This window comes from Amorphus sp. 3PC139-8 (assembly GCF_040750475.1).
Classification (GTDB): domain Bacteria; phylum Pseudomonadota; class Alphaproteobacteria; order Rhizobiales; family Amorphaceae; genus Amorphus.
On record NZ_JABJVY010000017.1, the window covers coordinates 57,468 to 83,561 of the forward strand.

Annotated in this window: 24 protein-coding genes; 15 read left to right on the top strand and 9 right to left on the bottom strand. The window is 62.7% G+C overall.

Annotation, left to right across the window (positions count from 1 at the left end; genetic code table 11):
• Nucleotides 1-106: 106 nt before the first annotated feature.
• On the bottom strand, nucleotides 107-541 hold the full coding sequence (locus HNS03_RS16045) for a winged helix-turn-helix transcriptional regulator (RefSeq protein WP_367196680.1): 435 nt from the start codon (nucleotides 539-541) through the stop codon (nucleotides 107-109).
• A 105-nt stretch (nucleotides 542-646) separates the two neighbouring features.
• On the opposite strand from HNS03_RS16045, the gene HNS03_RS16050 reads away from it, so the two are divergent.
• From HNS03_RS16050 to HNS03_RS16060, 3 genes are all read left to right on the top strand, one after another.
• Nucleotides 647-1,414, top strand: a complete 768-nt coding sequence (locus tag HNS03_RS16050) for an SDR family oxidoreductase (RefSeq protein ID WP_367196682.1) — start codon at nucleotides 647-649, stop codon at nucleotides 1,412-1,414.
• 164 nt (nucleotides 1,415-1,578) lie between these two features.
• Nucleotides 1,579-2,298, top strand: coding sequence for a response regulator (locus HNS03_RS16055; protein ID WP_367196683.1), 720 nt, complete (start codon nucleotides 1,579-1,581; stop codon nucleotides 2,296-2,298).
• 20 nt (nucleotides 2,299-2,318) lie between these two features.
• On the top strand, nucleotides 2,319-3,803 hold the full coding sequence (locus tag HNS03_RS16060) for an ATP-binding protein (protein ID WP_367196685.1): 1,485 nt from the start codon (nucleotides 2,319-2,321) through the stop codon (nucleotides 3,801-3,803).
• A gap of 333 nt (nucleotides 3,804-4,136) precedes the next feature.
• Here the strand turns inward: HNS03_RS16060 and HNS03_RS16065 are convergent, their stop codons facing one another.
• The 3 genes from HNS03_RS16065 to HNS03_RS16075 are packed head-to-tail and all read right to left on the bottom strand — an operon-like array spanning nucleotide 4,137 to nucleotide 7,902.
• Nucleotides 4,137-6,254: a xanthine dehydrogenase family protein molybdopterin-binding subunit gene (locus HNS03_RS16065; RefSeq protein ID WP_367196687.1), complete on the bottom strand. Its 2,118-nt coding sequence runs from the start codon at nucleotides 6,252-6,254 to the stop codon at nucleotides 4,137-4,139.
• Nucleotides 6,254-7,270, bottom strand: coding sequence for a xanthine dehydrogenase family protein subunit M (locus tag HNS03_RS16070; RefSeq protein ID WP_367196689.1), 1,017 nt, complete (start codon nucleotides 7,268-7,270; stop codon nucleotides 6,254-6,256). Before HNS03_RS16070 ends, HNS03_RS16065 begins: the two co-directional genes overlap by 1 nt.
• Nucleotides 7,271-7,272: 2 nt before the next feature.
• Nucleotides 7,273-7,902, bottom strand: coding sequence for a (2Fe-2S)-binding protein (locus HNS03_RS16075; RefSeq protein ID WP_367196690.1), 630 nt, complete (start codon nucleotides 7,900-7,902; stop codon nucleotides 7,273-7,275).
• A 491-nt stretch (nucleotides 7,903-8,393) separates the two neighbouring features.
• On the opposite strand from HNS03_RS16075, the gene HNS03_RS16080 reads away from it, so the two are divergent.
• Complete coding sequence (locus HNS03_RS16080) at nucleotides 8,394-8,804, top strand: DoxX family protein (protein WP_367196768.1); 411 nt, start codon at nucleotides 8,394-8,396, stop codon at nucleotides 8,802-8,804.
• A gap of 199 nt (nucleotides 8,805-9,003) precedes the next feature.
• Here HNS03_RS16080 and HNS03_RS16085 read toward each other — a convergent pair whose 3' ends face one another.
• A complete protein-coding gene (locus HNS03_RS16085; RefSeq protein WP_367196691.1) occupies nucleotides 9,004-9,609 on the bottom strand; it encodes a TetR/AcrR family transcriptional regulator in 606 nt (201 codons plus the stop codon).
• A 96-nt stretch (nucleotides 9,610-9,705) separates the two neighbouring features.
• Here HNS03_RS16085 and HNS03_RS16090 point away from each other — a divergent pair, with 96 nt between their 5' ends.
• Nucleotides 9,706-10,713: an NAD(P)-dependent oxidoreductase gene (locus HNS03_RS16090; protein ID WP_367196693.1), complete on the top strand. Its 1,008-nt coding sequence runs from the start codon at nucleotides 9,706-9,708 to the stop codon at nucleotides 10,711-10,713.
• Nucleotides 10,714-10,737: 24 nt separating this feature from the next.
• Here the strand turns inward: HNS03_RS16090 and HNS03_RS16095 are convergent, their stop codons facing one another.
• Nucleotides 10,738-11,580, bottom strand: coding sequence for a helix-turn-helix transcriptional regulator (locus tag HNS03_RS16095; protein WP_367196694.1), 843 nt, complete (start codon nucleotides 11,578-11,580; stop codon nucleotides 10,738-10,740).
• Nucleotides 11,581-11,681: 101 nt separating this feature from the next.
• On the opposite strand from HNS03_RS16095, the gene HNS03_RS16100 reads away from it, so the two are divergent.
• Both HNS03_RS16100 and HNS03_RS16105 read left to right on the top strand, forming a co-directional pair.
• Nucleotides 11,682-12,548 (top strand): SDR family oxidoreductase, encoded by an 867-nt coding sequence (locus HNS03_RS16100; RefSeq protein WP_367196695.1) that lies wholly within the window; start codon nucleotides 11,682-11,684, stop codon nucleotides 12,546-12,548.
• A gap of 99 nt (nucleotides 12,549-12,647) precedes the next feature.
• Nucleotides 12,648-13,856 (top strand): MFS transporter, encoded by a 1,209-nt coding sequence (locus HNS03_RS16105; RefSeq protein ID WP_367196696.1) that lies wholly within the window; start codon nucleotides 12,648-12,650, stop codon nucleotides 13,854-13,856.
• 3 nt (nucleotides 13,857-13,859) lie between these two features.
• On the opposite strand, the gene HNS03_RS16110 is transcribed toward HNS03_RS16105, so the two are convergent.
• The 3 genes from HNS03_RS16110 to HNS03_RS16120 all read right to left on the bottom strand — a co-directional run bounded on the left by HNS03_RS16110 (nucleotide 13,860) and on the right by HNS03_RS16120 (nucleotide 16,006).
• On the bottom strand, nucleotides 13,860-14,510 hold the full coding sequence (locus tag HNS03_RS16110) for a TetR family transcriptional regulator (protein ID WP_367196770.1): 651 nt from the start codon (nucleotides 14,508-14,510) through the stop codon (nucleotides 13,860-13,862).
• A 132-nt stretch (nucleotides 14,511-14,642) separates the two neighbouring features.
• Nucleotides 14,643-15,398 (bottom strand): SDR family oxidoreductase, encoded by a 756-nt coding sequence (locus HNS03_RS16115; RefSeq protein ID WP_367196698.1) that lies wholly within the window; start codon nucleotides 15,396-15,398, stop codon nucleotides 14,643-14,645.
• Between the two features lie 293 nt (nucleotides 15,399-15,691).
• Complete coding sequence (locus tag HNS03_RS16120) at nucleotides 15,692-16,006, bottom strand: hypothetical protein (protein WP_367196779.1); 315 nt, start codon at nucleotides 16,004-16,006, stop codon at nucleotides 15,692-15,694.
• On the opposite strand from HNS03_RS16120, the gene HNS03_RS16125 reads away from it, so the two are divergent.
• The 8 genes from HNS03_RS16125 (at nucleotide 15,924) to HNS03_RS16160 (ending at nucleotide 26,081) form a co-directional block, all read left to right on the top strand.
• A complete protein-coding gene (locus tag HNS03_RS16125) occupies nucleotides 15,924-16,580 on the top strand; it encodes an O-methyltransferase (protein WP_367196699.1) in 657 nt (218 codons plus the stop codon). The genes HNS03_RS16120 and HNS03_RS16125 overlap by 83 nt on opposite strands.
• Before the next feature lie 189 nt (nucleotides 16,581-16,769).
• Complete coding sequence (locus HNS03_RS16130; RefSeq protein ID WP_367196701.1) at nucleotides 16,770-17,915, top strand: DUF3500 domain-containing protein; 1,146 nt, start codon at nucleotides 16,770-16,772, stop codon at nucleotides 17,913-17,915.
• A gap of 194 nt (nucleotides 17,916-18,109) precedes the next feature.
• Nucleotides 18,110-18,844: a response regulator transcription factor gene (locus HNS03_RS16135; protein ID WP_367196702.1), complete on the top strand. Its 735-nt coding sequence runs from the start codon at nucleotides 18,110-18,112 to the stop codon at nucleotides 18,842-18,844.
• Between the two features lie 256 nt (nucleotides 18,845-19,100).
• Nucleotides 19,101-19,958: a MipA/OmpV family protein gene (locus HNS03_RS16140; RefSeq protein WP_367196703.1), complete on the top strand. Its 858-nt coding sequence runs from the start codon at nucleotides 19,101-19,103 to the stop codon at nucleotides 19,956-19,958.
• 69 nt (nucleotides 19,959-20,027) lie between these two features.
• Nucleotides 20,028-21,269 carry an efflux RND transporter periplasmic adaptor subunit gene (locus HNS03_RS16145; protein ID WP_367196705.1) on the top strand — a complete coding sequence of 414 codons (1,242 nt, stop codon included), beginning with the start codon at nucleotides 20,028-20,030 and terminating at the stop codon, nucleotides 21,267-21,269.
• Entirely contained in the window at nucleotides 21,266-24,355 is a 3,090-nt protein-coding gene (locus tag HNS03_RS16150) for an efflux RND transporter permease subunit (RefSeq protein WP_367196706.1), read from the top strand. The genes HNS03_RS16145 and HNS03_RS16150 overlap by 4 nt, the downstream gene beginning before the upstream one ends.
• The gene (locus HNS03_RS16155) at nucleotides 24,352-25,716 is read left to right on the top strand and encodes an ATP-binding protein (protein ID WP_367196708.1); all 1,365 of its coding nucleotides are present in this window, start codon (nucleotides 24,352-24,354) and stop codon (nucleotides 25,714-25,716) included. Before HNS03_RS16150 ends, HNS03_RS16155 begins: the two co-directional genes overlap by 4 nt.
• Nucleotides 25,717-25,847: 131 nt before the next feature.
• Nucleotides 25,848-26,081, top strand: a complete 234-nt coding sequence (locus tag HNS03_RS16160) for a response regulator (RefSeq protein WP_367196710.1) — start codon at nucleotides 25,848-25,850, stop codon at nucleotides 26,079-26,081.
• Nucleotides 26,082-26,094: the final 13 nt, after the last annotated feature.

Below are 26,094 nucleotides of genomic sequence, written 5' to 3' on the forward strand. Positions count from 1 at the left end.
AGGCGAAAAGCGGCATGGCCGCTTCGTCGAAAAGATCGTTCGGGGGCCAACGGTCGGGTAAGTTCTTTCGCGGAAAAGATATTAAAAATTCAATGTCGATAAGTTTCTACGACCCGCGTCTTTCAGACTCTTGAGCGTCGGCGAAAGCTTTTCTGGCGGCCTGGACCTCGTCATAATGGGTCTCGGCCCAAATCCAGACGCCGCAGAAGGCTTTGCTCAGACTGTCGCCCAGAGGCGTCAGCGTATAATCGACATGCGGTGGTATCACCGGATAGACAGTACGTAGAACAAGTCCATCTTCCTCAAGGCGCCGCACCGTCTGCGTCAGCATCTTTTGGCTGATCCCCCCGACAACCTTCCTCAGTTGCGTATAGCGAAGCGTCCCATGCTCGTGGAGCGCTTCGATGATCAGCATTGTCCATTTGTCGGCGACCTTGCCGATGATCTCCTCGACCAGCGCCTCGATAGCCGGATCGATTTCCTCGGGAATCGGCTGTTTGCGTTTTGCCTCGATCTCGGGGTCGGCCTCGGCGCGCCGCATGCTCCACTCTCCTTTTGGTGCGTATAAATCTTTCGGGTGCCTACTTTCTGGTCGGGAGCATGGAGCCTAAATTTTGCCTTCACAAGTCAGAAAAACGGCAAATCCATGAGAATGTCAGGCAATACAATTCTGATCACCGGCGGCGGTTCGGGCATCGGCAGGGCACTGGCCCACAGGTTTCATGGCTTCGGTAACACGGTCATTATTGCCGGGCGTCGCATGGAGGCCCTGCAAGAGGCCGTGGGCAAGCGCCCGCACATGCATGCGATGACAGTCGATATCGAAAACCCGAAGAGCGTGGCCGATTTCGCAGAACGGTTGCTGGCTGATTATCCGCAACTCAATATCCTTGTGAACAATGCGGGCATCATGCGCTTTGAAGCGCTCGATCGCTCCCGCGACTTGGTGGATGCCGAAGCGACGATTTCGACGAACCTTTTGGGCCCAATTCGCCTGACGGACGCGTTGATCGAGCATTTGTCGGCCCAGAACGGTGCGACAATCATCAATGTCAGCTCAGGTTTGGCCTTCGTGCCGCTTGCCGCCGCGCCGACCTATTGTGCGACGAAGGCGGCGATTCACAGCTACACCGTGGCGATGCGCGAGGCGTTGGCAGGTCATGTCGAAGTCCTCGAGCTTGTTCCGCCGCTCGTGCAGACCGAACTGACGCCTGGCCAATCGACGCGGGTCGGGCCCCTGTCCCTCGACGAATTCATCGACGAGGTCATGGACCTTTTTCAGGAACAGCCGACCCCGTGCGAAATCATTGTTGCGCGCGCAGAGTTCCAAAGACATGCCGAGGCCGAGCACCGCTTCGACGAAGCGGTCACAATCCTGAACGCTCGCGATCGGGAAAGTCGGGTGGGCGCGTAGCGGCGGCGGTCGCTCACTGCCCGCATCCCGTAAAATTCCACTTTGCGGACAGCCTGATGCAATTTGGTGTTCGCTCGGCACACTTGAGCGACAAATTGATCGTACCGCCTGTTCCCTGCCGCGAACGCCGTGCCGCAGTGAATTGTCCAAGAGAGCTCAGGGCAATGCAGGACGCTCCACATGTGGTCGTTGTCGACGATCACCACGATATCCGCGACTCGGTTCGGGAATATCTTGAGCGCCAGGGCTACAGGGTCAGCGTGGCGGAAGGGGGAGCATCCCTGCGACGGATCCTCGAGCGGCGGTCTGTCGATCTGATTATCCTCGATATCATGATGCCGGGGGAGGACGGCATCTCCCTGTGCCGGGAAGTCCGCGCCTCCGGCAATATTCCCATCATTTTCCTGACCGCCGTGGCCGAAGACACGGATCGCATCGTTGGCCTCGAGCTCGGTGCGGACGACTATCTGGCCAAACCCTTCAATCCGCGCGAGCTTCTTGCCCGCATTCGGGCTGTGCTTCGCCGGGCGGCCGGGTCTGCTCCGGCGCACGGCATTCTCGATCGCCGCATCGTTCACATCGGTCATTGGAAGGTCGATCTGGGGCGGCAAGAGATCTTCGGAGACGATGGGGTCGGGATCGCGCTCAGTACGGCGGAGTTTCGTCTTCTGAAGGTGTTCATCGAGCGGCCCGGTGTCGTGCTCAGCCGCGAACAGCTCCTTGATCTGACGGTTGGAAGAACGGCCGATGTCTTCGACCGCAGCATCGATAACCAGGTCAGCCGCCTTCGAAAGAAAATCGAAGAGAACCCCAAAAATCCCTCAATCATAAAAACGCATTGGGGCGGCGGTTACAGCCTGTTTGCCGAGGTTGGGTTCGAATGACCTATTTTGGGCAGAGGAGCTTGGCGACCCAGTTCATCGGGCTGATGCTCGCCGCGTTGATCGTCTCGCAGGCTTTCACCTTCCTCATCTCCATCGATGGGTACACTCGGAAATTCGATGCCGGGGTGAAAGCGGACTTTATCAGCCGGGCCGCGTCGGTGACCCGCTTGTTGGAAGCGCTGCCCGCCCAATCGTGGGAGCAAGCGCTCCGCGCCAGCGAGGGCAGCTATCTAAGATACTGGTTGAGCGACCGCGAGCCTGTGGACGCCAATGCATGGAGAGTGGGGGCGCTGGCCCAGCTTTCCCGGCCGCTGGATAGGTCCGTCGATCCGGGCGGAAAGTTGGGATGGGCCGGCTCGCCCGCTCCGCGCTTGCCCGATGCCGATGACGTTGCCACTGCAAATGCAGAGGACCCATGGGTGATCCCAGGGCCGTATTTGTGGATGCTGACCCGGCCGACGAAGGTTTTGCGGTTTTCCGGCAGCCGTGGATATGGGTACAGGACGCAGCTCGATGACGGACGTTGGCTGAACGCTGCCTTCTATCAGCACGACAAGGGTGGCTTGTGGACCTCCAGGTCCCTGATGTCGCTTGGGTTTACAGCTCTCATGCTGGCCTTGATCGGCGTTTTCATTGCACGGCGCATCGCGCGGCCGCTGCGGAATCTGGCGACTTCCGCCGAAGCCTTCGGGCGAGGGCAAAATCTGCCACCGTTGTCGGAAGACGGGCCCGAGGAGATCAAGCGGACGGCGCAGTCCTTCAACAGGATGCAATGCCGCCTGCAGCGTTTCGTTGAAGATCGAACCAAGATGTTGGCGGCGATCGGCCATGATCTACGTACGCCGCTGACCTCGCTGCGGCTAAGGGCGGAATTCGTCAACGACGATGATATCCAACGCAAGATGATATCGACGATCGACGAACTACAGTCGATGACGGAAGCCGCGATTTCGTTTGCGCGCGGCGAATCCGTCAGGGAGGAGACTCGCGTTATAGATCTCGAAGCGCTCGTCGGGAGCATCTGCGACGATCAGTCCGATCTCGGACATCCGGTCAGGCATGTGGAAGGGGCAAAAACGAAGTACCGGTGCCGACCCGATAACCTTCGCCGTGCGATCCGCAATCTGGTCGAGAACGCCGTGCGCTATGGCGGCGAGGCGAACGTCTATCTCCGGCACACCGCATCGGCTGTCGATATCATCGTAGAGGACCGGGGCCCGGGAATTCCGGACGACATGATGGAGAAGGTGTTCGAACCCTTCGTTCGCCTAGAAACGTCGCGGAACAGGCAGACCGGGGGCATTGGCCTTGGCCTCTCCGTCGTGCGTGCCGCAGCGCGGCAGCACGGGGGCGATATCTCGTTTGCCAACGGTGCAGCCGGAATGCAGGCGGTCATCTCGCTCCCGAGAGAAGGCTGCGTCGAAGCCGCATCGGAACCGAAAAACTATCTTTGGCGGCTCGAAAAAAGGACGCGTCCTGGGTATAGCGCCCAAGCTTCGAAGTAGATTTAACTTCTCTGTTGGCGATCAATTCGGGGATCGTTTTAGCGCCGCACGCGGCGAGCAGCCGATACGACCAGGTTCGCAGAAAGCGGATTGAGCGTCTGGTCTCTTACGGGTCGGTTCGAGAGGGCGAACTTGTCGCGGACCGAACGCGGCTAGACCCGCTCCAGCGTGCCCGCGTCGCGACGTGTCTCATCGAGAAAAGAAGCGCCTGACCGGCCTGTTGCTCGATGCCCAAAACTGCGCGGGGCCCGGCGCTCGTGATTTTCGCACGAATGCCGGGCGTGCAAGAGCTTCGGAGAACGCAACAGCGCTAGGTTTATTGCGCCTGGAGGATCAAAGGACGTCTTCGATACGGATGGGGAGCTTGCGAATGCGCTTGCCCGTCGCGTGATAAATCGCGTTTGCGATGGCAGGCGCCGTTCCGATCATGACAAGTTCGCCCATGCCCTTGACGCCGGCCGTGTTGACCATCGTATCGGGCTTGTCGATCAGGCCGACATCGACCTCGCCAATGTCTGCGTTCACCGCCATGACGTAGTCGGCGAGATCGTCATTCAGATATCCGGCGAAGCGCGGGTCGACCTCGCTCTGTTCGCGGAGCGCGGTGCTGAATCCCCAAACCATACCACCATGCATCTGGCCTTCGGCGGTCTTGGGGCTGACGACCCGACCGATGTCGGCAATGCTGACGGCGCGCGGCATGCGAATGCGCCCCGTTCGCGGCTCGATATGGATCTCCACAAACTGCGCGATATAGCTCATCGAGGTGAAGCCGGGATATTCCGAGCCTGCTCCCGCCGCCCAGCTTCCAGCCCGGAAACCCTCGAGTGCGGAGGCGTCCTGGCCGGGAGCGAGCTGCGATGCGGTGACCTCGATATAGGGTCGCTTGAGGCGCGCCAGTTGCTCGTGCAGGTTGCCAGCAGGAGGATTGGGGCCGGCGAGTTCTTCGAACCGTGCCTTCAGGGCTTCCACGACTTTGAGCGTCGCCGGGATGATGCTTGCCGTACCGCGTTCTCCGACCGTTGCCATCTGCGGCCCCACGGAGGTGTCGCCCATCAGGATCTCTATTCTGTCGGGATTGACGTTGAGCCCCTGAAGGATCGCGTTCGCGACGGCGGTGCGAATGCCCTGTCCCATTTCATGGCCTGAACTGACAATCCGCGTCGTGCCGTCCGCCCGGACCCTGAGTGTCGTCTCTGCGGCGGACCCGGACGCCCCGAAGATGCCGCAGGCGACACCGAGGCCGACGAGCGTGCCGTCTTCCAGGGTCATTGAGCGAGGCTCGGGCGTGCGGCGGCTCCACTCGAAGCGACGGGCGCCTTCCCTCAGGCAGTCGTTCAGGAAGTGCGGCGCGAGCGGCTGTCTGACGACGATGTCGGTCGTCGCCTCGTGATCGAGACGAAGCTGCACGGGGTCTTTGCCCAGCCGGTATGCCATTTCGTCGATCGCGCTTTCCAAGGCAAAGCAGGCCGGAAACGGATGGGTTCCGCGCGTGTGGCGGGGCATGTTGCGATCGATATAGACGTCGCCTGCGGTCGCGCGGAGTTCGTTGATGGCGTATAGCCGCGCAATGTCGCCATAGTAGCCGTTCGAGCGGAATCGGCCGCCGGGCCAATTTTCCTGCACCACGTCATAGTTGATCGCGGTCAGGCGCCCATCGCTGTTGGCCGCGAGTTGGATGTTGTGGATGCTGCGGGGTCGGTAGTTGGCGATGTGAAACAGTTGTCCCCGTGGCGTGACCAGCTTGACCGGGCGCCGGGTCAGCCTCGCGGCTTCGGCGACCAGGGCGGTCTGGAGCTTGGGGGGAGACTTCTGTCCGAAGCCGCCGCCGACATAGTCGGACTTGATCGTGACGGCATCGGGGGAAATCCCCATGGCTTCCGCGAGCGCATTTTGGGCCTGGGCGGAATTCTGGCAGCCTTCGTAGACGGTCAGGTGTCCTCCCGACCAATGCGCGACGGTGCCGAACAACTCCATCGCGTTGTGATGCTGGATCGGCGTTTCGAAGGTGCCCTCGACGATCTCGGTGGCATTCTGAAACGTGTCGCCGACATTGCCGGTATCAAACCCCTCTGAAGGAACGACCGAAGCGCCTGGGCTGTCCATCAGCGGGATGAAGGACGTGGTCTCATAGGTTGCGCGTATCGCCTCTGCCCCCTCGATCGCGGCCTCGAGCGTTTCGGCAACGACCATTGCGATAGGGTGGCCCAAATAGGGGATTTCGGCCGTAAGCGTTGGAAAGTCTCCTAGGGAGAGGACTCCTACCACGCCGCTGGTTTCGGCCGCTGGCGCGATATCGATGCTGCTGACCGTACCTTTGGCGATTGTAGCCGGAACCAGCATCGCGTAGAGCATGCCCGGCAATTGCGTGTCGGCGCCGTAGAGCGTCTGGCCGAGAACCTTGCCCCTGGCGTCGATGCGAGAGATTTCGGAAAACACGTCTGCAGGCATCAAGCCCTCCTTTGCGCGGCGATCAGCAGGGCATCGGCGATGACCCTGGCACCGAGCTCGATCTTGAATGCGTTGTGCTGACCGGCGCGGGCTTCGGCGAAGGCGGCCTGTCCGGCCCGAAGAGCCTGATCGGGAGTGAGGGGCGCGCCCGTCACAACCCGTTCCGCGGCTCTGGCCCGCCAGGGTGTGGTGGCGACGCCGCCCAATGCGATGTGGGCGGTGCGGACGCTGTCCCCGTCCATGTCTATGGCCACGGCGGCGGATGCCAGCGCAAAGGCGTAGCTCTCCCGGTCGCGGATCTTGTGATAGGTCGACGTGCGTCCCGCCGGGGTTTTTCGAACGGTGATCGCCGTCACCAATTCGCCCGGATCGATGTTGAACTCCCTGTGCGGCGTGTCTCCGGGAAGCCGGTAGAAATCCGCAATCGGAACGGTGCGTGTGCCTTCGGGCCCGAAAATCTCGATTGTGGCGTCCAGCGCGGTCAGCGCCACTGGCCAGTCTCCGGGGGCCACGGCGGTACAGGCCTCGCTGGTGCCGAGCACGGCTTGCGTGCGGTCGAGCCCGCCGATGGCGGCGCAACCCGATCCCGGTTCGCGCTTGTTGCACGGGTAAACGCCAACCGTGGACAAGGACCCGGCGCCATTGCGGAAATACATGCACCGGGTGCGCTGCAGCAGGTTGCCGCCGACCGTGGCCATGTTGCGCAATTGCTGCGAAGCGGCCTTGAGCAGGCTTTCGGCCAGAACCGGATACTCGTCGCGCACGATCGGGGTGCGTGCCACGTCCGCCATCAGGGCGCGACCGCCGAACCGCAGGACATCTCCGTCGGTCTCGATGGTATCCAGCCCTTCGATGCGGCTGACATCGATCAGGCGAACGGGGCGTTCGATCCTCAGCTTCATGAGGTCGTAGATGTTGGTACCGCCCGCGATGTAGCGCGCGTCTCCACCAGCGTCAGCAAATTGCGCGACGGCCGCGTCCGGTGTTTCTGCGATGGTGTAAGTTAATCCCCGCATGGTCAGCCTTTCATCGTTTCGGCGGCCTGCGAGACGGCGGCGAGAATGCCGACATAGGCGCCGCAGCGGCAGATGTTGCCGCTCATGAACTCGCGGATGGATTCCGGGTCGGTTGCATGTCCCTCGGTGACGCAAGCGACAGCCGACATGATCTGCCCCGGCGTGCAGTAGCCGCATTGAAGCGCATCGTTGTCGATGAAGGCCTGCTGCATGGGATGCAGCTCGCCGCCGCTTGCAAGCCCTTCGATCGTCGTGACCCGTCGTCCATCGACTTTGCCCGCCATCGTGAGGCAGGAGGAGACGGCACGGCCGTCCAGATGCACGGTGCAGGCCCCGCATTGGCCGTGATCGCAGCCCTTTTTTGTGCCGGTGAGCGCCAATCTTTCGCGTAGCAGGTCCAGCAGAGACGAACGTGAATCCACGTCCATCTCGACTTGTTCGCCATTGACCTGAAACGAGATGTGCGTCGTCGGTCCGGCCTCCTGGAGCGGGGCGGGCGCTTGCTCCTGGGCTTCGAGCCGAAGCGGAACCAGGCTGGCAGCCGTCACGCCAGCGCCCGCGCCAAGCACCGTGCGGCGGCTTACGCCGGATACTGTGCCGCCATAGCGATCCGAGTGGGCTTGTGAGTCCATCACTGTCAACTCTCCTTGCTTGCCCATGCACGCATCGCCCAGGAGAAGCTTGGGCAACGTTTGCATGGCGTAGTCGGCGAGGAGAGTAGGCAGGATGTTTTGCGCGGCTATGCCGTGGGCCGCCGGAATTGTCGCAAACTATCTCAACTTGTTACATATAAAGAATACTATACTGAATATTTTAAGAATAAATCGGATTCCGTGTTGCCGTTGGTGCGCTTTCTTCATGGTCGGGGGAGGGCGCCGGTCCGGCAGACCCGGCGAGGGGGCTGTCGGTCAGTTCGACGAACCAGGGATTGAGTGGTCTCGGCCAACGGCGCCTCTGACGCATGCCGACGATACATTTTCGTACAAGTTCGCCGCCTTCCGGCACATTCCTGGGATCGCGGTTGGCTAATGGACCGAGTGTTCATTGCCGATGCCAAGTAAGACGGCCTGGGCAATTCGCCGCACATGACAACCGGAAGGGCAGGTACGTGCAAATTCTGAAAATGAAATTCATGCAGCGCTGGACACCGGAATTGTTGAGTCTATTGCGCATCATTTCGGCGGCATCGTTCTTTACGCATGGAGCGATGAAATTGTTCGCATGGCCTGCGCCATTCGAGTTCCATATGAATTCGATACTTTATCTTGCCGGTGTCTTGGAAGTGTGTGGCGGATTTCTTTTGGTTCTTGGCTTGTTTTCGCGTCCGGTCGCCTTTGTTCTATCCGGTTCGATGGCGGTTGCCTATTTCATGGTTCACGCTTCGGGGGGATTTTTCCCGGTGCTCAACCATGGCGAGGCGGCAATGCTTTACTGCTTTGTCTTCCTGTATATCGCAGCCGCCGGGCCCGGCCCGCTCAGCGTCGACGCGCTGGTCGGCAGATCCAAGCAACGGCAACCGGCAGAAGCCGTCTGATCGACCGTGGGATCAGGCCGCGCCGGGCTTACAGTGTAGGGCCAGCCCCCGACACTCCGGTTCGCCTGCATCCATCTTGGGCGGCGAGTGGGCGGACCACTCGCCGCATTCTCGAGGGCGAGGCTGATTAGAGCCTTTTCGCTCAGACGGAATTATTTAAGAGACAAGAAAGCTCTAAATATTCAATAGGTTAAGTGCGTCATAAAGCGCCTTCGATCAACGAGGCGAGCGCTTGAACGGCTTCCGCCTCGCTGCAACGCCCCCGTGCCATGTGCGCCGAGAGAGCCTCTCCGGCACCGACCATGCCGACGCAGCGGCGTTCCAGTTCTGTCGGCGACAAGGTGCTGTGCGGCTGCAGCACCGAGACAAACATCTGAACGCTGTTGTCGAGCAGGTCCTGGAAGACGGCAGCCTTCTCCTCGCTTCCAGCCAATGCAGCCCCCACCGCGTGAAATTCGTCGGTCATATCGCCGGCACAACGGATATAGGCGGCTGCCAGTCTGTCCACGGTTTCTCCGAGGCTGCTTTCGCCACTGGCCATGGACTCCCGGAAGGCGTCCACCCGCTCGGTGTCGATCATCCTGTATAGGTCGATGAGCAGTCCTGAGCGGGTGCCGAAGTGGTCGTAGGCGACAGGCTTCGAGACCCCGGCACGCACGGCAAGATGGCCGAGGGTGAGCCGATCAGCACCTTCTTCCCGAACGATCTCAAGCGCCACGTCCAGCAACTGACGGCGCCGCTCCGCCCTGGCCAGCCTGCGGGTCGCCGTTTCCCGTGTTGCGTTTTGCCGTGTTGCGTTCGCCATTTCGATCTCACGCCTCTTGCGGAACCTACTTTTGGTAACCTAATTATCTGAACCTACGAATGGTAGGTTCACTGGCGCAGACCAAGAGGCTCCGCAATGTCGTCACATCCCATCCTGCTCATCGGCGGTTCGGGTGTCGTGGGTCGCCGAGCGGCGCAGTATCTGCGTCAAGCCCATCGCGAATTGCCGCTGCTGATCGCGGGCCGCGATCTTGCAAAGGCAAGGCAGGCGGCGGCCGAAATCGGCGGGGCAGAAGGCGTGGCGCTGGATCTTGCGGCCGACGATCTCGGCTTTAGCCGGAGACCGGTCAGCGCCGTCGCCGTCTTGTTTACGGACGAGCGGCTTGCCGGTCTCCGGTTCGCGCAATCTCGCGGGGTGCCCTATATCAGCATCTCTCCGCTTCTCCAGGAAATCGGCCCTGAAGTCGGCGGCTACATCCATAAACCGGGCGCTGCCCCCATCATTCTCGGCACGGAATGGCTCGTCGGCGCGACGACTGTCCCCACGCTGGAGTTCGCGAAGGCGTATGGCCGGCTCGACAGTATCTCGATTGGCGCCCTGCTGGACGACGAAGACAGCGGCGGTCCGGCGCAGACCGTGGATCTGGAGCGGGTGACGAAGACTGGGCCGGCCGCACTCGCGCGGCAAGAAGGCCGATTTGTCTGGCGTGTCGGCGATGATGCCACGGCGACGATCCGCGCCGTCGACGGGACCAGAATGGAGGCTTCCGCTCTATCGCCGAACGACGTCGTGGCCTTGGCGATGGCGACAGGCGCGCCAAATGTCGAGTTCAACCTCGCGACCGGTGTCAGTTCCACGCGCCGTCGGGGCGAGCCGATGTCGACCGAGATCATGATCGACCTTGCGGGAGAGGACCCTGCAGGCCGACCGCTGAGCAGCCGGCACGCCGTTGTCCATCACGACGGTCAGTTTCCGCTGACGGGGCTCGGGGTTGCTATGGTTCTGGAAAGGGCAACCGGCTTGTCCGGAGGGCCGGCAATCCCGGCTGGGCTCTATTTCCCTCACCAATTGCTGGAGCCTGAAGCCTATCTTGCCCGCCTGAAACAGATTGGCGGGTGCGTGCTGACACTCGATCCGCGATAGCGTAATCCGTCCCAGCCTTCGAACTTATCGAAGCGCTTGATGTCCGTTGGCGCCGGTGTGGAGCAGCGTTCGAATCCGCTCGGCATTTGTCGCGTCGACGGGCGTATAGACCTGCATCGCCAGATCCGGACGCCCATCGACGGCAAAGGAGGAGTATTCGAGCGCGAGCTCTCCGGCGATCGGATGGCGCAGCAGCTTTACCCCTTCGCCGAAGTCGCTGACATCGTTCTCCGCCCACATGGCAGCGAACTCGGGACTGGCGCGGCAAAGTTCATCCGCCAAGGCCAGCATTGACGTGGCCGCACCGGCCCTTGCCGCGTCGGCCCTGAACACCGACACGACGAAGCGCGCAACGCTTTCCCAATCGGTCTGCAAAGCCCGCACGTGCGGATTGAGGAACATCAGCCGGAGCACATTGCGGTCGTGCGGCGAGAGCGTCTCGTAGTCGGTGAGAACGGCGCTGGCGGCCCGGTTCCAGGCGACGACATCCCACGTCGCGGACGTCACAATGGCGGGGCTGGTTTCCATGCCGTCCAGCACGCGCTGCAGCCTCGGCGTGATGCCGTCGACAGGCTGGTAGCGGATTTCCGGCCGATGGCCGAGACCGAGAAGAAAGATATGTTCCCGTTCGGCTTCGGTCAGCATGAGCGCATGGGCGATCCGCTCAAGCACATGCGCAGAGGGACGTCCTCCGCGATCCTGTTCGAGGCAGGTGTACCAGGTCGAACTGATGTTCGCCCGTTGCGCCACCTCCTCACGCCGAAGGCCGGGCGTGCGCCTGCGCGCGGTGGAGAAGCCCAAAGCCGCCGGATCGAGCCGGCCCCGGCGGTCCTTGAGATAGGCGCCGAGCGATATGTCGTCGGGCATCGTCGCTTATCCTGTCAGAATCTATACTACTATAATGTCCCTACTTTACCGGTATAAGTCATCGACCGATCTTCTGCGCAACCCAACAGGAGATCGAATTGATGCATGTTTTCGTAACGGGTGCGACAGGATGGGTCGGCTCAGTCGTCGTGAAGGAGCTGCTCGGCGCGGGCCATCGTGTCACCGGGCTCGTCCGCTCCGAGGATAAGGCGGACACGTTGCGGGTGGCCGGAGCGGAGCCGAGATTGGGCACGTTGGACGATCATGAGGCGCTGCGCGCCGCAGCCAGCGATGCCGACGCCGTCATCCACACCGCTTTCAACCATGATTTTTCGAAGTTCGCGGAGAATTGCGAGCAAGATCGGCGCGCGATTGAGGCACTTGGAAGCGCGTTGGAAGGGTCCGATCGCCCGCTTCTGGTCACCTCCGGCCTGTCGGGATTGCCGCGCGGTGCCACGGAGGCCAATATGCCCGGCTCTGCCGGACCGAGGAAATCGGAAGCCGCCGCGCAGGCGCTCGCGGAACGCGGTGTTCGCGCGGCGACGGTTCGGCTCGCGCCATCGGTCCACGGTCTCGGCGACCATGGATTTATCTCCATCCTGGTTCGCCTTGCGCGCGAGAAAGGCGTGTCCGCCTATATCGCGGACGGTGGGAACTGCTGGTCCGGCGTCCACCGGCTCGATGCCGCGACGGTTTATCGCCTCGCTCTTGAGCAGGGGGCGAGCGAACCCGTCTATCATGCGGTCGCGGACGAGGCCGTGCCGTTCAAAGAGATCGCTGAGGTGATCGGCCGCCGGCTTGGCCTCCCCGTCGAGCCGAGAGACCGGGAGCACTTCGGTTGGTTCGCGGTGATGGCGGGCGGGGACATGGCCGTCTCCAGCGCCCACACCCGCGCGATCCTCGGTTGGGAGCCGACCGGCCCCAGCCTCATCTCCGACATCGATCAGCCCGGCTACTACGCCGGATAGGGCTGACTGACTGTGATTGTCGGGACAATCTCGGTTCCCGGCCGTAGGCGTTAACGTCAACCAACGCACCCAACAGCCACAATTGAAGAGTGCGTTTCCATGATGGAGGCCAAACGGCCCAACATGGCCTATCGCCGTGTCGTGATTCTGACGATTGCCCTGTTTCTCTCCTATCTCACCGTCGCCATGTCGCTGCCCGCCGTGCCGATCCATGTCGTGCAGCGACTTGGGCTCGACAATGCCTATGGCGGGCTGGCCGTCGGCATCGCGTTCCTGTCGACGATCCTGACACGCGGACGCGCCGGCGCGTGGTCCGACCGCATCGGTGGGAAGCTGACCATGCAGCGCGGGCTTTTGATCTATGCGGTCGCGGGGTTGGTTTGCCTTCTGACAAGTTGGCCTCAGCTTCCGGTCAGTGCCAGCTATGGAATCCTTATCGTCGGTCGGTTGCTGCTCGGCCTTGGGGAGAGCGTGGCCATGGTCGGCATGATGGGTTGGGCGATTGGTCTTATGGGACAGGCCCGTTCCGGCCGCGTCATCTCGCTCGTCGGCATGGGCATGTATGGCGCTTTCGCGGCCGGCGGGCCGCTTGGTCTGGCGCTGCTGGACCGGCTCGGTTTCGCAGGCCTGATGGCTGTTTGCACGGCGATGCCGCTTGTCGGGCTGGCGGCGATTCACTGGCTGCCCGCGGTGGCGCCCCATGCCGGGCCAAGGGAATCGTTCTGGCGGATTATCGGGCGCATCGCGCGTCCGGGTGCCGCCGTGGGGTTGCAAGGTGTTGGGTTTGCCGCGCTGGGCGCGTTCTTCTCGCTTTATTTCCTCAGCCGTGGCTGGCCCCATGCCGGGCTTGGCCTCACCTTCTTCGGCGTCGGCTTCGTTCTGGTGCGTCTGTTCTGTGGCCATTTGCCGGACCAGATCGGCGGTGGCCGGGTGGCCATCGTCGCTCTGACGGTGGAAGCGTGTGGACAATATCTGCTTTGGCTCGCGCCTGGGCCGTATGCCGCATTCGCAGGCGCGCTATTGACCGGCCTCGGCTGCTCCATGGTGTTTCCGGCGATGGGAACCGAAGTGGTGAAGCAGGTGCCACCACATCTGCGCGGGACGGCGATCGGCGGGTTTGCGGCCTTTCAGGACCTCGCCTATGGGGCCACCGCACCGGCGGTGGGAGTGCTGGCCGACCACACTGGCTATTCCTCGGTGTTCCTCGTCGGCGGTCTGGCCGCGACGCTCGGCCTGTTGTTGGTGGCGTCGGCCCGATTTGACAGTAGGCCAACCCGAGCGACCGCCGAGCCAAACATCGATGGGTGAGCCCTATGAAGAAACGCAGGTGGGATCTGTTTGAAGGCTGATGATATAGGCGCAGAACATGTCGGCCATCGCCTCGGCGTAGCTCTCGATCTCGCTCGGAGACCGAGGGCTTTCGGAGAAGTCTTTTCCGGCCGTGGTCAGCGTCGTCAAGATCAATTGGGCGGCCACATTGCGCACATGCTTGGGCGTGCCGGACAAGGCCTCCTCCATGAAGACCCGAAACGCGCGGCCACCGTTGGCTTTCGCCGCTTTCGCCTCGGGCGCATCGCGATAGAGAGGGGCCGCGTCGTCAAGCGCGCCGCGGACCTCCGCCTCCTCGCATTCGGAACGGATGAAGGCGTGAACCAGCGCCCGCAATCGATCGAGCGGCGGCGTGTCCGTCCCTTGAAGTATATCGCTCAGCAGATCGGTCGTTTGCCGCCATTCGTCGCTCTGAAGTCGGAACAGGATCGCGGCCTTGTTCGGGAAATATTGGTAGAGCGATCCGACGCTGACCCCGGCCCGTTCCGCTACCCGCGCCGTCGTGAATCGCTGTACGCCTTCTTTCTCCAGAACCTGAATGGCAGCGTCGAGGATCGTGGCGACGAGCTCGGCCGAGCGTTCCTGCTTCGGGCTCTTTCGTAAGGAGATATCTGGGTTTTGAGGATCGGTCATGAAGCGCGGCCAGAATGCGAATAGGAACGGCGACGAATTCATCATATTCTCGGTCTGGTCTGGCGGACAAGGTCATGGAAAAGAGAGATGCGGAATCCGGTTTGGGCCCGCATCCGCGTTCCGGCCGCTATCTCAGGCTGGGTTCATTGCCGCGAAGATGGCGTCGTAGTAGCCGTCTCGCTCCGCCCATCGCCTGGCGAAGTCGCGCTCCAGCAACACCTCGCCTCTAGGGTGATCTCCCGCCTCCAGCAGGCGCATCACCTCCCCAACGTAGTCGTCGAGAGGCATGGCCCGCGGGTCGGACATCTGCTGGCTGCCCGTAAGCTCGGTCTGCACGTAAGGAGGCGAGAGCTCCAGCACCTCGACGGGGACGTCGCGAAGCTGGTGGCGCACCGAGGTCAACCAAGAGTGCAGAAACGCTTTGCTGGCACAGTAGGTCGGGAAATCGGCGCGCGGCACGAAGGCGAGTGCCGAACTGGTCGCCATGATCGTTGCGTTCGGCTGCCCTTTCAGCATCGGCAGGAAGGCGGCTGTCGTCCGCAGCACGCCCAGGATATTCGTCTCGACGATCGTTTCGGCCTCGGAGAGTCCCCAACCGCCCGCCGTGAGGTTCTCGGGCCGCGAGACGCCGGCATTGGCGATAAGCACGTTGAGATCCGGAAAATCTGCGCGAACTTTGGATGCGGCGGCGGCCAAGGCCGTGGGATCGTCGACGTCGAGTTCCATGCCGATCAGCCCGGGGCGATCCGCCGTGATTACGTCGAGCATGTTTTGCCGGCGCCCGGCGATGATGACGCGGTTACCGTTGTCATGGAACGCTTCAGCAAGCGCGCGGCCGATGCCGCTGGTGCCGCCGGTGATGAAAATCGTGTTGCCGGTAATCTTCATGTCGTCTGCTACTCCCACAGGGTTCGGTCATTGAAAGACCACGGCATCCTGGGGACCTCGCCAAGAACAAGTCTGGTTGGACCGCAATCAACCCGATGGCGCGGAGCCTGTCGGACTATGCGGTTCGAACCGAAAAGCGACTGCTGAGGAGAGGTAGCGTACCGTGGCATCTTTCGGTCGAGTTCTCCCTGCTGGGGTCCCCTCGACAAAGGATGCGTTGGATAACGGTAACGCCTACGACAGTGCGATTTCATCGACTGCGCCTGACGAATATTTCGCTTGGCCTGCCCCTGTCAAGTTGCGCCAGCGCCGCCGGTACGAAGCTTTTTCGGGCTCAAAATCTGAATAAGGTCAGCCAAAATCGCCGAAGGAACGCGCCGATAGAACGCCGGAATAAGAAAATAGAGCGATTTTACAGGGGCGTAAGGGCGATGTGCGGTCGGGGCGGCGAATGCGAATAGAAAATGCGAGTGATGATTCGTATTTTTCCCGGAGCGACACATTCGCATCGGATTGGAAAAATCAATGACGACACTCACGACCGAGCCCGTCGCATCGCTGCTCGACAGGCTATTCCAGCAGGCGGATGCAGCAACCAGCCCGGCCATAGCGGAGATTTCACCGCAGGAGAGAATTCGGATGCTGCAAAGCAAGACCGAGTATCTCGATCTCTACGGGCGCCTCAAAGCGCTCTGGCTCCCCGTTTCTCCGGAAACCGGAAAGTTGCTTTATATGTTGGCGCGCCTGTCACGCGCCAAATCTATCGTCGAATTCGGCACGTCGTTCGGCATTTCCACGGTCCACCTGGCCTCCGCGCTCAGGGACAATGGCGGCGGCCGCCTGATCACCAGTGAGTTCGAGCCGTCGAAGATCGAGCGCGCACGCGAGCACATCACGGCGGCGGGCTTGATCGATCTGGTCGAAATACGCGCTGGAGACGCCCTGGACACATTGAGCACGGATCTTCCCGAGATTGTCGATTTTCTCCTGCTCGACGGTGCCAAAGGCCTCTATGGCGACATCCTCGACCGGGTCGAAAGCCGGCTCAGGCCGGGCGCAATCGTGGTGGCCGACAATGTCGATATGAGTCCCGAATACGCCGCCCGCGTGCGCTCGCCGGCAGGCAACTACATGTCCTTGTCGTTCGACAAGGACGTCGAGCTCTCCATCAAGCTGACCTAAAGCGTTTCCAGGCGAAGTGGAAACCGGTTCGCCGTCCGGAAGCGCGGCAAAACGACAACTTGGAGCGTTCGGCGATTCCGCGAACCGCAGAACGATCCAAGCGTCGCTGCCGGCGCCTTTGCGGCGCAAACCCGCACGTGCGCCGGCACGGAACGCATGCTTCGCCCGCCCCATTCGAGGATCGTCCTCATGTCCAATCGAGCACAACGCGAAACGCTTCGAGCCCGCCCAAGCGGGCTTGCCGAGAAGATATCGGATAGGCCGCTGCAATCCGCACTTGTTGCGCTTGTCGGCGGCCTCGTCACGCTCGGATGTGCGCCCGTCGATGCACAGCAAGAGAGCGCCACGTTCGCCGAACCCATCTCCACCGCCGACGCCGCACAAGCATCGTATCAGCGCATCCTCGACGCGGCGTTGAACCTGATGGACACGCTGTCTCCCGCTCAACGGGAGGCGCTGGTGCTCGACTATAATTTTGCCAATGCCACGCGGTGGCACACCTATCCCGACGCGACGTTGGGCAGGCGGCGCAATCGTTTGGGACTGCAACTGGACGGCCTGTCGGAGGAGCAATGGAATGCGGTGTACGCTCTGCTCGACGCCGCCCTGGGGAGTGCGCCCAACGAAGGCGCGGACGAGGTGCGTCAGCACCTGAGCGTCGACGACTACCTGCGGCGCGGCGGCACCCGGCGCGATTATGGCCGGGGTGAATTCAAGCTCGCCTTCCTGGGAATGCCGTCGCCGACGGGGCTTTGGGAACTGCAGTTCGGGGGCCATCATCTGGCTGTCGCCAACACCTATCGCGATGGCCTTTTGATTGGCGCGACGCCGTCCTTCCGGGGCATGGAGCCGCTGACCCCGATCGATCATGACGGGCGGTCCATCGCGCCTCAGCTTCAAGAACACGAAGCGTTCGTGGCGGTGTTGGCGTCTCTAACCGACGATCAGCTCCGCCGGGCTCGTCTGCCTCGACGCGGAACCCTGATGATGGCGAGGCGCAACTGGGATTTCCCGGAACGGCCTCAGGGCCTTCCCGTTGCAGAACTCAATCAGGAACAGCGTGCGCTGGTGGTGGCCGCGATGGCGACTTTCGTCGGCGATGCCGACGATGTCACGGCGGCGGCATTCATGGACAAATATCGCAACGAGTTCGACCAAACCTATCTCGGCTTTTCCGGCTCGCCAGCGCTCTCAAATACCGGGGATTATGTGCGGATAGACGGGCCGTCGGTCTGGATCGAGCTGGATATGGATCCGCCCTTCAGCACCCACCAGCCGCATCCCCATGCCCTCTGGCGCGACAAGCAGGCCGATTACGGCGGCAATCGGCGGTGACAGCGTCGGCGGGTTCACATCAAAGGGGGCACTGAATCGGCGCCGATCGCCCGCGCTCGCGCGGCTTTGACACTATGAGAATCCAAATTCGCCTCACCAGCGTTCATAATTCTTAACAAAAGAACATCCGATGGCCTGAATATGGGCCCGTGTTCGGTATCTATGTCGGCGCCTGGTGCATCTAGCGAACCCTCATGATCAGTCAAAACGTGCAAAGCGGCGGCGGGGCGCGGATCCTCGTCGTCGAAGACGATCCCGAAATCGGAAGTATGCTGGTCGAGGCGTTGGCCAGCGCCGGCATGCAGCCGGATCTCGCGCGGTCGGGCGTCGAGATGGACGCCCGGATGGGGCTTCGTGAATTCGACCTCATCATCCTAGACGTCATGCTTCCCGGCGAGGACGGGCTCAGCATCTGCCGGCGTCTCCGGGCGCACTTGACTGTTCCCATCATCCTGTTGACCGCACTTGGCGAAGAGGTCGACCGGATCGTCGGGATCGAGATCGGAGCGGACGACTACATCACCAAGCCGTTCAGCACGCGCGAGACGGTGGCGCGGGTAAGGGGACTCCTGCGCCGGGCATCCTATGGAACGTCCGGTGCCGACCGGCGGACCGCGCTCAGGTTCGACGGATGGCGGATCGATCCGGTGCGCCGGCTGGTGTTCGATCCCGCGTCGACGCGGATTGCCATGACCTCGGCGGAGTTCGATCTTCTCTATGTCTTCTGCCAGAACCCGGGCCGGATCCTCAGCCGCGAAGAGCTTCTGAGGCACACCCATGCCGGCCTGGCGGGACCGATCGAACGCAGTATCGATGTGCACATCAGCCGTATTCGGCAGAAGATCGAGGCCAATCCGCGCGAGCCGGTCTTTCTGAAGACGGTGCGCCTCGGCGGGTATCTGTTCACCGCGATCGTCGAGCCCGCCTGAGATCACGCCGTTGACGACTGATGGGCGCGAGCAGGGGTGAGCCCCCGCCAGTCGCGATTCTCCTGGAAACTCTTTGCCGTTTCAGGTGCTGGAGCGCTCGCATTTGCGCATCCGCCATGTAGCCTTTTTTGCGCCCCGCCTTAGAAACATTTCGTAACATCACTTAGCCCTGGGACCGATGCCTCGCGGGTACTCCGGATGGAAAAGGCAGCCGATGCGGCTGTCTCGGCGATCGCCATCGATTCCGGAGTACTCAATGATTTTGTCGTTCAACACGGCCATCCGCGGCGCGGGGTCAGCGGGCATGCTGACCGCAGCTTTGCTCGCTGCGCCTTCGGCGTCTGCGGCCGATCTGGTCCCCGATCCGCTGCCCTACGACGTGGACGAACAGGCCGCGGAATTGTCGCGCCTCCAACGCGTCACGGAGCAACTCCATCGGTGGCAGACGGTCATCGGCGGCGGCGCCAAGGTCAGCCCGGAATATGAAGGCAGCGACGAGTTCAAGATCAGTCCCATCCCCTATGTCTCGATGACGTTCGCCGACCGCGTGACGGTCAATTCGGCGGGCATTTCCGCGAAGGTTTTGGAGGGTGGGCCGTTCACCCTCTCCGCCACTCTGGGCTACGAGGATGGGCTCGAAGAAGACGCCGGCGACGAACTGGTGGGACTCGGCGATGTCGATTTCGGTGCGACCGTGGGCGGCCGGATCGAGGCCGCGTTCGGGGCCTTTACGGCCTATGCCGAAGTCGACAAGACGCTCGGCGGCAGCGAGGGCCTGCTCGGGGTTGCCGGCCTCGATCTCGGTTTCGCGGTCACCCGGTGGTTGCGGCTCGGTGCCGGCGCATCTGCGACGTTCGCCGACGAAAACCACATGGAGGCCTATTTCGGCGTGGATCCGGGGCAAGCAGCCCGCTCGGGCTACTCCGTCTATACGCCAGGGGCTGGCATCAAGCGGGTCGACCTGACGGCGACGGCGACGGTCGCGATGACGGAGAACTGGTTCCTGCGCGGAGAGGCCGATTTCGGCTTCCTTCTCGGTGACGCTGCCGACAGTCCGATCGTTCAGGACACTTTCCAACCCTCTGTCATGTTGGTGCTGGGCTACCGGTTCTGACGGCTGCTCTCTGCATCGTCTTTTGGGCGGTGCTGCGGCCCCGTCGCACCTCATTTGGGATGCCGTCTCATGCTGTCGCTTAAAACTGCCCTCCGGCTTGCTGCCCTTCCGACTACGGTGGTCGTGGGTGCGATGGCTTTTGCTCTGTTGCCGGGGCCCGCAAGCCCGTCCGCCGACCCTGTCGCAACGCCCAGCCTTCCGGCGATCAGCGTCGTGCAGGCGGGGGCCGGCGAGATCGCCGATCGCGTGCGTGTCACCGGTTCGCTCGTCGCGCAGCGCCTCAGCGTCGTTCGGGCCGAGCTCGACGGGGCGCGGGTAACCGAGCTTGCCGTGGAGGTCGGCGATGTCGTGGAGAAAGGCGATCTGCTTGCGCGTCTCGACGACACGATGATCGAGATCGAACGACAGCGGAACGCGGCGCAGCTCGGCCGTGCGGACGCCGCCATCGATCAGGCGCGAAGTGCCATCGAGGACGCCGATGCCGCCCATGAGCGCGCCGCCTCGGCACTCCAGCGGGCCCGCAGCCTGAGCACGAAAGGCGTGGTGTCCGATGCGACGCTGGAAGATAAACTCTATGACGAGCGCAGCACGGCATCCTCGCTAGAAGCCGCGCGGCACGGCCTTCGTCTCGCCCGGGCGGATCGCGACATCTTGCTTGGGGACCGGCACGATATCGAAACCCGATTGGCGCGCACGACAGTGAGCGCCCCGGTCGGCGGGCTCGTCCTCCAGCGCAAGGTGGAGGTCGGTTCGCTTGCTGCCCAAAGCGGCTCCGACCTGTTCGTGATCGCGGAAAACGGGACCATCGAGCTGGAAGGCCGCGTTCCTCAAGCCGACTTGGCCAGGATCCGTCGGGGCGCATCCGCCGAAATCCGCGTTCCCGGTTACTCCGAGGCGTTTTCCGGAACGCTGAGGCTCGTCGAGCCCCAGCTTACGGCGGAGGGGCGAATGGGCGTTGTCCGGATCGCCCTGAGAACCGATCTGCGGCTTCCCGTCGGCGCCTTCGCGCGCGGCGACGTGGTGGTTGGTAACCGCACCGCCGTCCTCCTTCCGTCTTCTGCGATTGTGGAGCTGGACGGCCGCTCGCAGGTGTTCGTCGTGGAGGATGACGTGGTTCGCCCGCGCGCGGTCGAAACCGGGCTGCGCTCCGGCGGGATCGTCGAGATCGTCTCTGGCGTCGGCGCCGGAGAGAGCGTCGTTCTGAAGTCGGGCCGTTTTCTGAACGCCGGCGATCGGATCGAGCCGATCGTCACCGACTACGACGCGCTGTCGTCCGGAGTGATTTCGGTCGCTTCGGAGGAGCGGCCATGAACCGGAACATTTCCGCCTGGGCGATCCGCAACCCGATGCCCTGCGCGCTCCTGTTCATTGTCTTGACGGGGCTCGGGTTGGCGAGTTTCCGGACGCTGCCGATCACCTATTTCCCGGTCATCGACGTGCCGGAGGTGAAGATTACCGTCGAGGATGCCGGCGTGGCGCCCACTCAGATGGAGACGGACGTCACGAAACCGGTGGAAGACGCCGTCGCCTCCCTCACAGGCGTCAAGGAGATCAAATCATCGGTGGTGGAGGGGGAGTCCCAGACGTCGGTCGAGTTCGAGCTTGGCGTCCCGGTCGATCGTGCCGTCGCTGACGTCAAGGACGCCATTGCCAGGATTCGCTCGGATCTGCCGGCAAGCATTGACGAGCCGATCGCCGAAAGGGTCGAGGCGGGGGCTCAGGCCGTCGTTTCCTACGCCATTGCTGTCAGAGGGATGACGCCAGCCGAGCTCTCCTGGTTCGTCGATGATACGGTCATCCGCGAACTGCAGGGCCTTGCCGGCATCGGGCGCATCGAAAGGGTCGGGGGCGCCGACCGCGAGATCCAGATTCGCCTTCATCCGGATCGGCTCGACAGCTTTGCAGTCACAGCCGCCGCGGTGACGGAGCAGCTTCGCGCGACCCAGCTCGATGCGCCGGCCGGGCGCAGCCTCGCCGACGGCCGCGACAGGGCGATCTCCGCGCTTGCCACCAGCACAACTCTTCATGAACTTGCCGCGACGCCCATCCATCTGAATGGTCTGCCGCCGCTGACTTTGGCTGATCTGGGCACCGTGCGGGACTCTGCGGAGGAGCCGACGGATTTCGCTCTTCTGAACGGGGCGGAGAGCGTGAGCATTTCCGTCTATCCGGCCAGGGGGGCAAGCGACGTGACGCTTGCTGCCGGAGTGGACCGCGTCCTCACCGCACTTGCGGCCGATCATCCGGACCTCACATTCGAGCGCGTCGACGCCAGCGTGGATTTCACGTTGGGCAACTACGATTCCGCCATGCACACGCTCCTGGAGGGGGCCGTGCTGACGATCCTGGTCGTCTTCCTCTTCCTTAGGGATTGGCGGGCGACGCTGATCGCGGCCATTGCACTGCCACTGGCGGCAATCCCGACCTTCTGGGTGATCGACCTGCTCGGCTTCTCCCTCAACATGCTGAGCCTTCTCGCGATCACGTTAGTCACCGGCATTCTCGTCGACGATGCGATCGTGGAAATCGAGAACATCGTGCGCCATGGCCAGATGGGCAAAGCGCCGTATGCCGCGGCCATGGATGCCTCCGATGAAATCGGCCTCGCCGTCATCGCCATCTCCGCAACGATCATCGCCGTTTTCTTGCCCGTTGGCCTGATGGGCGGGGAGATCGGCCAATATTTTCGCCAGTTCGGATTGACCGTCGCGATTGCCGTCTTCTTCTCGCTCCTCGTCGCGCGGTTGGCGACGCCGGTGCTTGCGGCCTACTTCATGCGGGCTCATCGGCAAGGCGTCGTTGGCCCATCGGCCCTTCGACATTCCTACATGCGGCTTGTCAGGGTCTGCGTTCGGTGGCGGTGGATGGTGCTTGCGACGGCGGCGGCGCTTTTCGCCGTCTCGCTCGGCTTTGCCGCGAAGCTGCCGACCGAGTTCCTGCCCGGCGAGGACACCGGCCGTCTGGCCGTTTCCGTCGAGCTGCCCCCCGGTTCGCCGCTGGAGGAAACCAAGCGCGCAGCGGTGGACATCTCCTCGCGGCTTGAATGGGTTCCTCAGATCAGGACCGTCTATGTTCAAGGCGGTGCGGATGCCACGGGCACGCGCGGTTCGCAGCGGATGGCAATCGTCATCGATGTCGGCCCGTCCGGAGAACGGGACCGCCCGCTCGCGGAAATCACCGGCGAGGTGGAGCAGATCCTGTCCTCCGTTCCCGACATCCGTTTCGAGACCGTCAACGATCGCGGCCGGCGGGATGTGTCCTTTTCGGTGCTCGGCCGTGACGGCGCAGCGGTTCAGGCTGCGGCGGGCGAGATCGTCGCAGCGCTGGAGCGATCGCCGATGGCCGTGAACCCGACCTCCGGCGCCTTGGCCGAGCGTCCGACCATCGCCATCCGCGTCGATGCGGAGCGGGCTGCCGACGCCGGCGTCTCGTCGTGGGTGATCGGCGAGACCCTCCGTGTCTCCACCGTCGGGGCCTCCGATTCCGATCTTCCGGGTTTTGTAGATGCGGCGCGGCGCGTGCCCATTCGCCTGATGCTTGTGCAGAGTGAACGGGACGATCTGGCAACGCTCGCGGCCCTGAAGATCCCGGCGAGCGGCGGCGGCACCGTTCCCCTTTCGCAGGTCGCCGATATCGCGTTCTCCTCCGACGTTGCCACGATCCGACGCATGGACCGCAATCGCAGCATCGAAATCGGTTTCGACGTCCCGTCCGGCGTTACGGCCGGGCAGGGCCTCGATGCGGTGTTCGCCCTGGACGCGGTTCGCACGTTGCCGGATGGGACCCGAGTGCAGGTGACGGGCGATTCCGACAACGAGGGGGAGGTTTTCGCCGCCTTCGGAACCGCGATGGCCGCCGGCGCCACGCTGGTGATGATCGTCCTGATCCTGCTCTTCGGAGGGCCTTTAACGCCGATGACGATCCTCGCCACCCTGCCGCTTTCGGTGGGGGGCGTCGTCGCGGCTTTGTCCCTGACCGGCATTGCCGTTTCGCTTCCCGTCGTGATCGGCATCTTGATGCTGATGGGGATCGTCACCAAAAACGCCATCATGCTCGTGGATTTCGCAATCGAGCGCGAGGCTGCTGGACTGCCGCGCCGCGAGGCGGTGGTCGAGGCGGCCTCAGAACGGGTGAGGCCGATCCTGATGACGACGCTGGCGATGATTGCGGGCATGGTGCCGGCGGCGATCGGAACGGGAGAGGGCAGCGGGTTTCGGGCGCCGATGGCGATCACGGTCATCGGTGGGCTGTTCGTCTCGACCGGCCTGTCGCTGGTCGTCGTTCCGGCGCTGCACACCGTGATGGCCGATCTCTCGACATTCTGCGCGGTCCGCTTTCGCCGGGTGCTGGAAACGGCCGGTACTGCGCCGGAACAGGGGAGAACGCCGGAGGGATGAAACGCTTTCGAGCTCTGCTCGAGCGGCTGCTGCCTCGGAGCGCGCTCGGCCAAATCACGATCATCATCGTTGTGTCTGTCGTCGTGGTGATCGTGGCCGGGCGCGGCTTCGAGGCGGTTCGAAAAAGCGCGGTGTTCAATCTCGGCGACGCCGACAGCCTGACTGAACGGGTCGAGGATTTCGTCAAGCTGATGCGCAAGGCTCCCGACGACCGTCGGGCGGAGCTGGTGGCCTGGGCCAATGAGCTGAACCTGAAGCTGGAGCTTCTCGAGGCGGCCGATGTCGCAGCGCTAGAAGCCCGGGGGAGGCCACCCGGTGCCTTTCGTCGCCTCCTCCACGATCTGTTTCCGCCGGATCAGCCGTTGCCGCCCGAAAGCGACCTCCTGTCCGTCGATGGCAAATGGGTGCTGGTCGTGCCGGTCGACAATCAGACGAGCCTCCTGGTCAACGATTTCCCCAATCAGGTCGTCACCAACGACGTCGCCGGCCCGATCAGCTACTACGTCCTTGCCCTCGTCGTCCTTCTGGTGCTGTTGAGGACCTATTCGCGACAGGCCTTCTTGGGCCCTCTTGCCCGTCTCTCTGAGGAAGCGAAGCGAGCCAACGGCTTGGAAGGTCTTCGCTTCCACGTCGACCGCGGCTCGCTTGAGGTCCAGGCGCTCACTCAGTCGCTCAATGAGATGCAGGACAGGGTGCGCGATCTCGTTCGCGCGCGCACACGCATGCTGCGCAGCGTCAGCCATGACCTTCGGACTCCGCTGACACGGCTTCGCCAAAGGGCCGAACGCATGGAGGACGGCGAGCTTCGGCAGAAGATGCTGTCCGATATCCAGCATATCGACGCGCTCGTGGAGGAAACCCTCGACTATATGCGCATCGACGTATCCGGAGAGAGCAAGGAGCGGATCGACGTCGCAAGCCTCCTGCAAACGATCCAGGCGGACTTCGCCGACATGGGCGCAAATGTCGTCTACGAGGGATCGGATCATCTCGTCGCCCTGGCAAAGCCCAATGCCCTGGTGCGGGCGATCACCAATCTTTGCGACAACGGCCTCAGATATGGTCACGTCGTCAAGATCGCTCTATCCGGCGACGATCAATGGATTTCCATTGCCGTCTCCGACGACGGACCGGGTATTCCCGAAGAGATGCGGTCCCATGTCGTGAAGCCGTTTTTTAAGCTGGATGCGCCTTGTGTCAGCGACGAGCGCGACGCCGATGGGCCGAAAAGTGCGGGGCTGGGGCTCGGCCTTTCCATCGTCTCGGAGATCGTCGCGGCTCACGAGGGTACGCTTCATCTCGGCGACAGCGAGGCCGGGGGCCTTCTCGTTCTGATCAAACTCCCCGGACTCGATGGATAGTCTGGCCTTCCTCCCGAATCACTCTCCATTGGTGCGTATAAATCTTTTCGGTTCCTGCTTCAGGATGAAGAGCGTGACGCATAACCTCGTGCGCAACGGCAGAGTCACTGGTCCGAAAGGGTGTCTGAAGCGTGCGGATCCTTCTTGTCGAGGATGACGAGCTCGTGGGGGATGCGGTGCGCACTGCCCTTACGCGCAACGAGTACCGCGTGGAATGGGTGCGTCGAGGCGACGATGCGGCCGATGCGCTGCTTGCCAACCGTTTCGACCTCGTGATTCTTGAGTTGGGCCTACCTGGTCGCGATGGACTTGATGTGCTGACCGGGCGCGTCTGCGCAAAGATCAGACACCCGTCATCGCTCTGACCGCGCGTGATGC